9 protein-coding genes are annotated in these 10789 nt (G+C 67.5%); 8 read left to right on the forward strand and 1 reads right to left on the reverse strand.

The window, feature by feature from the left end; genetic code table 11:
• Together ACDELDRAFT_RS14585 and ACDELDRAFT_RS14590 are read left to right on the forward strand one after the other, a co-directional pair.
• The coding region (locus ACDELDRAFT_RS14585; RefSeq protein WP_005798141.1) for an efflux transporter outer membrane subunit at nucleotides 1-637 on the forward strand (637 nt) is incomplete at its 5' end.
• A 111-nt stretch (nucleotides 638-748) separates the two neighbouring features.
• Entirely contained in the window at nucleotides 749-1339 is a 591-nt protein-coding gene (locus tag ACDELDRAFT_RS14590; protein ID WP_005798143.1) for an acyloxyacyl hydrolase, read from the forward strand.
• Between the two features lie 531 nt (nucleotides 1340-1870).
• On the opposite strand, the gene ACDELDRAFT_RS25385 is transcribed toward ACDELDRAFT_RS14590, so the two are convergent.
• The gene (locus ACDELDRAFT_RS25385) at nucleotides 1871-2149 is read right to left on the reverse strand and encodes a hypothetical protein (RefSeq protein ID WP_198403250.1); all 279 of its coding nucleotides are present in this window, start codon (nucleotides 2147-2149) and stop codon (nucleotides 1871-1873) included.
• Here ACDELDRAFT_RS25385 and nirB point away from each other — a divergent pair.
• The 6 genes from nirB to cobA form a co-directional block, all read left to right on the forward strand.
• On the forward strand, nucleotides 2112-4559 hold the full coding sequence (gene nirB, locus ACDELDRAFT_RS14595; protein ID WP_040329329.1) for a nitrite reductase large subunit NirB: 2448 nt from the start codon (nucleotides 2112-2114) through the stop codon (nucleotides 4557-4559). The genes ACDELDRAFT_RS25385 and nirB overlap by 38 nt on opposite strands.
• Nucleotides 4560-4580: 21 nt before the next feature.
• Nucleotides 4581-5393 (forward strand): type IV pili methyl-accepting chemotaxis transducer N-terminal domain-containing protein, encoded by an 813-nt coding sequence (locus ACDELDRAFT_RS14600; RefSeq protein WP_005798147.1) that lies wholly within the window; start codon nucleotides 4581-4583, stop codon nucleotides 5391-5393.
• A 68-nt stretch (nucleotides 5394-5461) separates the two neighbouring features.
• Nucleotides 5462-5863 (forward strand): nitrite reductase small subunit NirD, encoded by a 402-nt coding sequence (gene nirD / locus ACDELDRAFT_RS14605; RefSeq protein ID WP_005798149.1) that lies wholly within the window; start codon nucleotides 5462-5464, stop codon nucleotides 5861-5863.
• A gap of 127 nt (nucleotides 5864-5990) precedes the next feature.
• The gene (locus ACDELDRAFT_RS14610; protein ID WP_005798151.1) at nucleotides 5991-8912 is read left to right on the forward strand and encodes a nitrate reductase; all 2922 of its coding nucleotides are present in this window, start codon (nucleotides 5991-5993) and stop codon (nucleotides 8910-8912) included.
• Between the two features lie 144 nt (nucleotides 8913-9056).
• Nucleotides 9057-9977, forward strand: a complete 921-nt coding sequence (gene ybiB / locus ACDELDRAFT_RS14615) for a DNA-binding protein YbiB (RefSeq protein ID WP_005798152.1) — start codon at nucleotides 9057-9059, stop codon at nucleotides 9975-9977.
• Nucleotides 9974-10789, forward strand: an 816-nt coding sequence (gene cobA / locus ACDELDRAFT_RS14620; RefSeq protein ID WP_005798154.1) for a uroporphyrinogen-III C-methyltransferase, incomplete at its 3' end; no start/stop codon positions are given. The genes ybiB and cobA, both read left to right, overlap by 4 nt.

Consider the following 10789-nt stretch of genomic DNA (forward strand, 5'->3'; position numbering starts at 1 on the left):
CGCCGCCGCACTGCTGGCGGTGCCCGCCGACCTGCCCTCGACGGTGTTGCTCAACCGCCCCGATGTGCGTGCGGCGGAATACACCCTGCGCGGCGCCTACGCCAGCATCGGCGCGGCGCGTGCCGCGTTCTTCCCCAGCATCACGCTCACGGCGTCGGCCGGCACCGCGAGCAATGCGCTGTCGGGGCTTTTCGACGGCGGAAACGGCACCTGGAGCTTTGCCCCCCAAATCCGCCTACCCATCTTTGATGCGGGCCGCAACCGCGCCAACCTCCGGATCGCGGAAACGGCACGCGACACGGCCGTTGCCCAGTACGACAAGGCCGTGCAGACCGCATTCCGCGAAGTGGCCGATGCCCTGGCCGACCGCGCCACCCTGGCAGAGCGCCTGCAGGCGCAGCAGTCGCTGCAAGCCGCCACCCAAAAGGCACTGCAGCTGTCCGAAGCGCGCTACCGCCTGGGGGCTGACAGTTACCTGCCGGTGCTGGACGCCCAGCGGGCGCTCTACACCGCGCAGCAGACGCTCATTGGCCTGGCACTGGCCGAGCAGGCCAACCGCATCACGCTGTACAAGGTGCTGGGCGGCGCCTGGGCCGATGCACCAGCGGGTGGCAGCGCCGCAACACCCGCGCCTTGAGTCTGGGCAATGGGTGCGCGTGGGCGGCACCCTGCGACACAATGGTTGCGGACGCCAGCCCTTTCGCGTGCCGTTTCCCTGCGGCAGGGGCTTGCGCACCAAAGGAACGCCATGCTCCATTGCCCCGGCTGGCCCAGCCGTCCTCGCACGCCTGTTGATCTGATCCAGTGCGTCGCACTGCTGCTGTGCTGCGCCTCGCTGGGCATCGCCCACGCCGACGAGCCGCAGGCGCCCTCGCTCTACCTTGAGGCCGGGCACACCCTGCGCAGCGACACCGGCACGCACCTGCGCACCCTGGGCCTGCGCCTGCCGCTGCAGCACACCTTCTGGCAGGGTCGGATCAGTACCCACCTCGACATGTACCTGAGCGACTGGGCCTCGAAGGCCGCGCCTCCCGCGGGCGGCCACACCACCCAGGTGGGCGTCGTACCCATGTTCCGCTACCGTTTCGACGAAGGCCGCTCGCGCTGGTTCGTGGAAGGCGGCATCGGCCTTTCGTACTTGAACGGCACGTACCACGCGGCGTCAGGCAGCTTCAGCAGCCGCTGGAACTTCAGTGACCACATCGGCGTAGGGCGCAATTTCGGTACCCGGCAGCACCACGAAGTCAGCCTGCACGCCAAGCATGTCTCGAACGCGGGGCTGCGCAAGCCCAATCCTGGCGAGACCTTTTTGCAACTGCGCTACGGTTATCGCTTCTAGTCCCCCCACCCCGTCCGCCGGCTGCGCTGTGGCCCGCAATGCTGGGGCAGACCGCTGAGAGCAATGGTTGCCGCACCCTGTGCAAACGGGGTGGGCGCCTGTCTTGGCAACCCGAGGAAGGCGCCCCCGCGGCTCCATACGCGCTTGCGCGCCCGGCATGCACGCCCGAGTGCCAAAGCGCTCCCGGGTGCTGCTCACCGCCCGTTACAAGCTTCCGGGCAGTCCTGGCACCCGCCCGTCGCGCCTTCCTTATCCGCCACGGAGCCCAGCCAGTGGCGCGCTCGTTCGCCAGGCCCCACGTTGCGAGGTCCGCTTCGCATTGAACGACGAGCCGGTTGATCGGCTGCAGGCCTCACCGGGGGCCAGCCAGGTGGTGCAAAGAGAACCAGACCGGTGCATGGCGATCCCGCCTCGCCCATGCGACCGCAGCCCCCGCGCACTGGCACCGCCGCGCACCAACCTGGCCCGCACGTTCACCGCCCATGCACCAGCAGCGCTTTGTTCGCGGCTTCAGCGCTCCATTTTTAATAGCTAAATAAGTCCACAGAACAAGCGCAAGAGACCGATTTCGTTGTTAAAAAATCGCACGCGGCTCTTTTGGCACAGGGTTTGCTTGGATTGGGTCGTGGCCACGGTAGGCCACATGGTGGGCCCGGTGCAATGGCGGATCGGGCCGACGAAGACGATGGCGTCCCTGCGAGTGTGTTGGCTGCACAGCCTGCGCACCGTGCGGACGCCTTTTTTGTTTTTCCGAACGCCCACGGGGGTCACGATGAAAAAATCCAGGCTGGTGATGGTGGGAAATGGCATGGCCGGCGTCCGCTCGCTCGAAGAGCTGCTGAAGATTGCGCCCGACCTGTACGACATCACGGTATTCGGCGCCGAGCCGCACCCCAACTACAACCGCATCCTGCTGTCGCCCGTGCTGGCTGGCGAGCAGACCATCGACGAAATCATCCTGAACGACTGGCAGTGGTACGCCGACAACCACATCACGCTCCACGCAGGCTTCACGGTGAACGATGTGGACCGCGTGCGCCGCACCGTGCACGCCACCAATGCCGCAGGCGAGACCATCACGGCCGAATACGACCGCCTGATCATGGCCACGGGCTCCAACCCGTTCATCCTGCCCGTTCCCGGCAAGGACTTGGAGGGAGTGCTGGCCTACCGCGACATTGCCGACACGCAGGCCATGATCGACGCGGCCGCCACGTACAAGCACGCCGTGGTGATCGGCGGTGGCCTGCTGGGTCTGGAGGCCGCCAACGGCCTGATGAAGCGCGGCATGCAAGTGAGCGTGGTGCATGTGGGCGACTGGCTGATGGAACGCCAGCTCGACGACGTGGCCGGCAAGATGCTGCAGAAGTCGCTGGCCGAGCGCGGCATGCAGTTTCTGATGAAGGCACAGACGCAGGAGCTGGTGGGCAACGCCGAAGGCCGGGTGAGCGCCGTGAAGTTCAAGGACGGCACCCAAGTGCCCGCCGACCTGGTGGTAATGGCCGTGGGCATCCGCCCCAACACGCAGCTCGCCGAAAAGATGCGCCTGCACGTCAATCGGGGCATCGTGGTCAGCGACACGCTGCAGACCACCACCGACGCCCGCATCTATGCCGTGGGCGAATGCGCGGCACACCGGGGCATTGCCTATGGCCTGGTGGCCCCACTGTTCGAGCAGGGCAAGGTGCTGGCCAACCACCTGGCCGAGTTCGGCATCGGCCGTTACCAGGGCTCGCTCACGTCCACCAAGCTCAAGGTGACGGGCATCGATCTGTTCAGTGCGGGCGACTTCCAGGGGGGCGAAGGCACCGAGGAAATCGTGATGAGCGACCCTTTCGGCGGCGTGTACAAGAAGCTGGTGCTCAAGGACGACAAGCTGGTGGGCGCCTGCCTGTACGGCGACACCGTGGACGGCAGCTGGTACTTCAAGCTGCTGCGCGACGGCAGGGCCATTGGAGACATCCGCGACAAGCTGATGTTCGGCGAGAGCAACATCGGCGACGCCGGCCACCAGGGCCACAACAAGGCGGCCGCGATGGCCGACAGCGACGAGGTGTGCGGCTGCAACGGCGTGACCAAGGGCGCCATCTGCAAGGCCATCAAGGAAAAAGGCCTGTTCACGCTGGACGAGGTGCGCAAGCACACCAAGGCCAGCGCCAGCTGCGGCTCGTGCACAGGGCTGGTCGAGCAGATCATCATGTTCACCGCTGGCGGCGACTACAGCGCCACGCCCAAGACCAAGGCCGTCTGCGGCTGCACCGACCATGGCCACCAGGCGGTGCGCGATGCCATCCGCGCCAACAAGCTGCTCTCCATCCAGGATGTCTTTCATTTCATGGAATGGAAAACGCGGAGCGGCTGCGCCACCTGCCGCCCGGCGGTGAACTACTACCTCATCAGCACCTGGCCCAAGGACGCCAAGGACGACCCGCAAAGCCGCGCCATCAATGAACGCAGCCACGCCAACATCCAAAAGGATGGCACCTACAGCGTGATCCCCCGCATGTGGGGCGGCGAGACCACGGCCGACGAACTGCGCCGCATTGCCGATGCGGCCGACAAGTACAACATCCCCACCATCAAGGTCACGGGCGGCCAGCGCATCGACCTGTTGGGCGTGAAGAAGGAAGACCTCGTCAACGTGTGGAAGGACATCGGCATGCCCAGCGGCCATGCCTATGCCAAGGCGCTGCGCACCGTGAAGACCTGCGTGGGCAGCGAGTGGTGCCGCATGGGCACGCAGGACAGCACGCAGATGGGCAAGGACCTGGAGCGCGCCATGTGGCGCATGTACGCCCCGCACAAGGTGAAGTTTGCGGTGAGTGGCTGCCCGCGCAACTGCGCAGAAGCCGGCATCAAGGACGTGGGCATCATCGGCGTGGACAGCGGCTGGGAGATGTACGTGGCGGGCAACGGCGGCATCAAGACCGAGGTGGCCCACTTCTTCACCAAGCTGAAAACCGCCGAGGAAGTGCTGGAGTACACCGGCGCGTTCTGCGAGCTGTACCGCCAGGAAGGCTGGTACCTGGAGCGCACCGTGCACTACGTGAGCCGCGTGGGCCTGGACTATGTGAAAAAACGCATTCTGGAAGACCACGAAGGCCGCAAGGCGCTGTGGGAGCAGCTGCAGTTCGCGCTGGACGGCGAGCCCGACCCCTGGTTCGAGTTTGACAAGGCAGCTGTGGACACGCGCCAGTTTGCCCCGCTGACCGCCGCCTGAAGCGCCCGGAGCCGCACCACCATGCAACGCCGCACCTTGCTGACCGCCGCCGGCTACACCACGGCCTGGAGCACCCTGGGCATCATGTCGCTGGGCACCGCCCAGGCCCAGGTCACTGACCTGAACGACGCCATCAACAAGGCAGGTCGCCAGCGCATGCTGAGCCAGCGCATGGGCAAGGCGTGGCTGGCGTTGGCCCACAAGTCCGACACGCCTGCCGCACGCGCCGTGCTGGACCAGTCGCTGGCACTGTTCGAGCGGCAGCTGGCCGAACTCAAGGCCTACGCGCCCTCGCCCACCATCCGCGACACCTACGCAAAGCTGGAATCGGCCTGGACCGACCACAAGGCCACGCTGCTGGGCACCAGCCCGTCGCGCGACGGCGCGGCCGCCCTGCTGCAGGCCGACGCCAAGGTGCTGGCGCTGGCCCATCAGGGCACCGTGCAGTACGAAGCCGCCTCGGGCAAGCCCGTGGGCAAGCTGGTCAACGTGGCAGGCCGCCAGCGCATGCTGAGCCAGCGCATGGCCAAGTTCTGCCTGTCGGCCATGCTGGGGGTGGACACCTCCACCGCCACCACCGAGATCGCCAAGGCGCGCGACGAGTTCATCAGCGCCACCGAGCTGCTGCGCAATGCCCCACAGGCCACCGATCGCATCCGGCAAGAGCTGCTGCTGGCCGATGGCCAGTGGGTGTTTTTTGACGCCGCCTTGCAGCGCCTGGGCAATGGCAGCAATACCTTCCGCCAGGTATCTGAAGTGTTCGTGAGCAGCGAGAACCTGCTGGCCAGCATGGACCGCGTGACCGGCCTGTATGCGGCGCTGAGCAGTAGCTAAGACCAGTCTTGCGACTGTCCCCGACCCGCCCACCGACACCCCACCGAACAAACCCAAGGACCATTCCCATGACCACCAACAACCCAACCCCTGAATGGAAGCTGATCTGCCGGGTGGACGACATCCCCGTGCTGGGCTCACGCCGCGTGGCGCGCCCCCAGGGCCTGGACGTAGCCATCTTCCGCAACGACGCCGGTGGCGTGTTCGCGCTGCTGGACCGCTGCCCGCACAAGGGCGGCCCGCTGAGCCAGGGCATCGTGTTTGGCACCCATGTGGCGTGCCCCCTGCACAACTGGACCATTGGCCTGTGCGACGGCCAGGCCTCGGCGCCCGATGAGGGCTGCACGCCGAAGTTTGCCGTGAAGGTGGAAGACGGCGCGGTGTACCTGGACGCGAGCGAGCTGGCGACGGTGGCCACGGATTTGACGCGCCCCATCGCAGGGCCTGCGCGCAGGACGGTGGGCGTGTGAGCGGTGGAGAGTGTTGCGCCCCAGGCGCCGCATGCGTACCCGGCGAGGACACGACGACACTATCAAAACAATAGCTGACAGCGCAACATGCACTAGCGCCTGAGGCCAAAACAACCCCAACCACGCCATGCAAGAAACCAAATCCACCTGCCCCTACTGCGGCGTAGGCTGCGGCGTGATCATCGAAAGCACAGGCACCCAGATCACCGGTGTGCGCGGCGACCCCACACACCCCGCCAACTTTGGCCGCCTGTGCACCAAGGGCTCGACCCTGCACCTCACAGCCACCAGCCCGGTCACCCTGCAAACCCGCCTGCTGCACCCCCTGCAACGCGCGCAGCGCAACGAGGCCGCCCTGCCCGTGACCTGGGATGCCGCACTGACGCTGGCGGCCGACCGGTTCGCCCACACCATCGCCCAGCACGGCCCTGACGCCGTGGGCTTCTACGTCAGCGGCCAGTTGCTCACCGAGGACTACTACGTCTTCAACAAGCTCGCCAAGGGCCTGATCGGCACCAACAACATCGACACCAACTCGCGCCTGTGCATGAGCAGCGCTGTGGCTGGCTACAAGCAAACGCTGGGTGCCGACGCGCCGCCCGCCTGCTACGACGACGTGAACCACGCGCAGTGCCTGTTCATCGTGGGCAGCAATGCGGCCTGGGCCCACCCCATCCTGTTCCGCCGCATCGAAGACGCACGCGCCACCAACCCGGGCATGAAGGTCATCGTGGCCGACCCACGCCGCACCGACACGGCGGGCATGGCCGACCTGTTCCTGCCCATCCAGCCCGGCAGCGACGTGATGCTGTTCAACGGCATGCTGCACATCATGCTGTGGGAGGGCTGGGTCGACACCGCCTACATCGCCGCACACACCACGGGCTTTGACGAACTCAAGGCCCTGGTGCGCGACGCCACGCCCGAGCGTGTGGCGCAGACCTGCGGCATCAGCGTGGCCGACCTGACCACCGCCGCCAAATGGTTCGCGACCTCCAAAGCAACCTTGAGCCTCTACTGCCAGGGCTTGAACCAGAGCAGCAGCGGCACAGCCAAGAACGCTGCGCTCATCAACCTGCACCTGGCCACCGCGCAGATCGGCAAACCCGGCGCGGGCCCCTTCAGCCTGACGGGCCAGCCCAACGCCATGGGCGGGCGCGAAGTGGGTGGGCTGGCCAATTTGCTCAGCGCCCACCGCGACCTGGCCAACCCGCAGCACCGCGCCGAAGTCGCTGCGCTGTGGGGCGTGGCCGATGTGCCATCCAAGCCCGGCAAGACGGCGGTGGAGATGTTCCAGGCCGCTGCCGATGGCGAGATCAAGGCCCTGTGGATTGCCTGCACCAACCCCGCGCAGAGCATGCCCGACCAGGCCACGGTGCGCCGCGCGCTGCAGCGCGCCGAGTTTGTGGTGGTGCAAGAGGCCTTTGCCACCGCCGCCACCTGCGCCTTTGCCGACCTGCTGCTGCCCGCCACCACCTGGGGTGAAAAGACCGGCACGGTGACCAATAGCGAGCGCCGCATCTCGCGCGTGCGCCCTGCCGTGCCCGCGCCGGGCGAGGCGCGCCACGACTGGGCCATTGCGGTGCAGTTTGCGCAGCGGCTGGAGGCGCGACTGCGTCCCGGCCGGCCCACGCTGTTTCCTTACCCCACCGAGCATGCCGAACAGGGTGCCGAGACGGTGTGGAACGAGCACCGCGAAAGCACGCGCGGGCGTGACCTGGACATCACTGGCCTGTCGTGGGATCTGCTGGAACACGCTGGCCCGCAGCAGTGGCCCTGCCCTGCCCACCCGGCGGGCGGGGTGAATGCTGACGGCAACGCAAACGCGTTGCCCCCCGGAAACCGCGACTTCGGCAAGGCCCGCCTGTACGAAGATGGCGTTTTCCCCACCGCCGACGGCCGTGCGCGTTTTGCTGCGCATGCATGGCAACCCACGGCCGAGCCCCGCGAATCGCGCTACCCCTTCAGCCTGACCACGGGCCGCCTGCGCGACCAGTGGCACGGCATGACCCGCACCGGCACGCTGGGCCGCCTGTTTGGCCATGTGGCCGAACCCAGCCTGCAGATGCACCCACAGGACATGGAGCGGCGCAAGCTGGCCAGCGGCGACCTGGTGCATGTGACCAGCAAGCGCGGCTCCATCGTGGTGCCCGTGCAGGCCGACACCACGCTGGGCCTGTCGCAGGTGTTCATGGCGATGCACTGGGGCAGCGAATTTTTGAGCGGCGTGTCCTCCACCGGCGAGCGGCTGGCGGGTGTGAATGCGCTCACCACCTCGGCGTTCTGCCCCACCTCCAAACAGCCCGAGCTGAAACACGCGGCCGTCAAGGTGCTCAAGGCCGAACTGCCGTGGACGCTGCTGGCCATGGCCTGGCTGCCTGCCGAAGGTGCACTGGCAGCGCGCGAAACCTTGTCCGCACTGATGGCGCAGTTTCCCTATTTTCAGTACACGAGTTGCGTCCCCTTCAGCAACAACACCCCGCTGGATGAGCCCGGCCGCGAGCGCACGGGCGTGCTGCTGCGCGCCGCCGCCCACGAGACACCGCCCGATGCGTTGATCGCGCAGATCGAAGCCCTGCTGGGCATGGCAGGCGCCGACACGCTGCGTTATGCCGACAAAAAACGCGGACAGCGCCGGGCCGCACGGCTGGCCCGCCAAGGCGACAACACCACGCTCGAAGGCATCGTGCTGGCAGGCGACACCAGTGCCGAAGGCTGGCTCAAGACCCTGCTGCAGGAAGAGCTTCCTGCACAGACCTACGGCCGCCTGCTGCTGGTGCCCGGCGCCAAGGCCCCCGTGGCGGTGCAGTCGCGCGGCAAGCCGGTGTGCACCTGCTTCAACGTGACGGACGCCGCCATCACCGCCGAGCTGGCGCACTGCCACGGCACCGACGACGACCGCCTGGCGCAGCTGCAGGGCCAACTGCGCTGCGGCACCAACTGCGGCTCGTGCGTGCCCGAACTCAAGCGCATGGTGCGCCATGCGGGGCCGCTGGCAGTACACGCCGCCCCGGTAGCAATGTCATCGCACACGCTCGGGATTGCATGAAAATGCACTCTTCCATCCACCATCGCAACAGGACGCGCGCAGTGGTGTACCGGTCCGGCCTTGCGTGACGCACCCGCCCTGAGGGCGGGCAGCGCGAAGGCCCCGAAGCCCCGGTGCGCGCGTCTTGCCATACCTGGCCATCACATGGGCATTCATCAGTACATCAAGGAAATCGGCCGCGGCCCGCGTGGCTCCAAACCCCTGACGCGCCTTCAGGCGGCGGATCTGTTCGGCCAGGTGCTCGATGGCACCGTCACCGACCTGGAGATCGGCGCCTTCTGCCTGGCCATGCGCATCAAGGGTGAGACCCCCGAGGAAATGTGCGGATTTCTGGATGCCACCCACAGCCGGCTGGCGCGGCTGCCCGCCAGCGACCGCCCCCTGATCGTTCTGCCCAGCTACAACGGTGCACGCAAGCTGCCTGTGCTCACGCCACTGCTGGCCTTGCTGCTGGCACGCGAAGGCCTGCCCGTGCTGCTGCACGGCATGCGCACCGAGGCACGCCGCACCCTGGCGTCGGATGTGCTTCTTGCGCTGAGTGTGCCTGCGCTGACAGCTCCTGAAAAAATAGCAAATGGCCGTGTGGCGCACATCGACACCCGGCACCTGCACCCCGGCCTGGCGCGACTGCTGTCCGTGCGCGAGGTGGTGGGCCTGCGCAACGCCGGGCACAGCGTGGTGAAGCTCATGAACCCCTGCGCAGGCGCCGCGGTGGTGGTGACCAGCTACACCCACCCCGAGTACTACGACATGCTGCAGGCCACCTTCGGCGCGTTGCACATGACGGCCCTGCTCTCGCGCGGGCTCGAAGGCGAAGTGGCCGCCGACCCGCGCCGCTCGCCCCGCTACGACGCTTTCGTGGCCGGCGTCCACCAGCTGCTGCAGGAACAGCAGCCCGGCACCGCAGCCGAGGTGCCGGGGCTGCCCACGGAGATCGACGTGGACACCACCGCACGGTACACCCAGGATGTGCTGGACGGCCGCCTGCCTGTGCCGGCGGCGCTGGCGCAGCAGGTGGAACACATATTGCATCTGGCGACTTCAACCACGCCGGAGACACCATGAGCACCACCCCGCCCCCCGCCAGCCCCGCGCCCCCCAGTGGCGCCTTGCACCCCGCACCCGCCCTGGGGCGCTGCACGCTGGTGGGCGCAGGCCCTGGCGATCCCGAACTGCTCACCCTCAAAGCGCTCAAGGCCATCCAGGCCGCCACCGTGCTGCTGGTGGACGACCTGGTGAGCGACGCCATCGTGGCGCATGCCTCGCCCTCGGCGCGCATCGTCCACGTCGGCAAACGCGGCGGGTGCAAAAGCACCCCGCAGGCCTTCATCGAGAAACTGATGCTGATGGCCGTGAACGAGGGTGAGAACGTGGTGCGGCTGAAGGGGGGCGACCCGTTCATTTTCGGGCGCGGCGGCGAAGAAGTGGAACACCTGCGCGCCGCCGGGGTGCCCGTCACCGTGGTCAACGGCATCACGGCCGGGCTGGCGGGGCTGACCTCGCTGGGTGCGCCACTCACGCACCGCGAGCATGCCCACGGCGTGCTTTTCATCACAGGCCACACCAAGCCCGGCGATGCGGGCCCCGACTGGCGCCAGCTCGCGGCCACGGCCCGCGACGCCCGCCTGACCCTGGTGATCTACATGGGCGTGAGCGGTGCCGCCCAGATTGAGCAGGGGTTGCTCGCAGGCCTGCCGGCCGACACCCCCGTGGCCATCATCCAGCACGTGAGCCTGCCCCGCCAGCGCCACGCGATCACCACCCTCGGCCAGCTGACGGCCACCGTCGAGAGCCACCAGCTGGCCAGCCCGTCAGTGATCGTGGTGGGCGACGTGGTGCGCGGCGTAGAGGCCGCCTCGGCGCCATCGGCCGGCACA

This window comes from Acidovorax delafieldii 2AN (genome assembly GCF_000175235.1).
Classification (GTDB): Bacteria; Pseudomonadota; Gammaproteobacteria; order Burkholderiales; family Burkholderiaceae_C; genus Acidovorax; species Acidovorax delafieldii_B.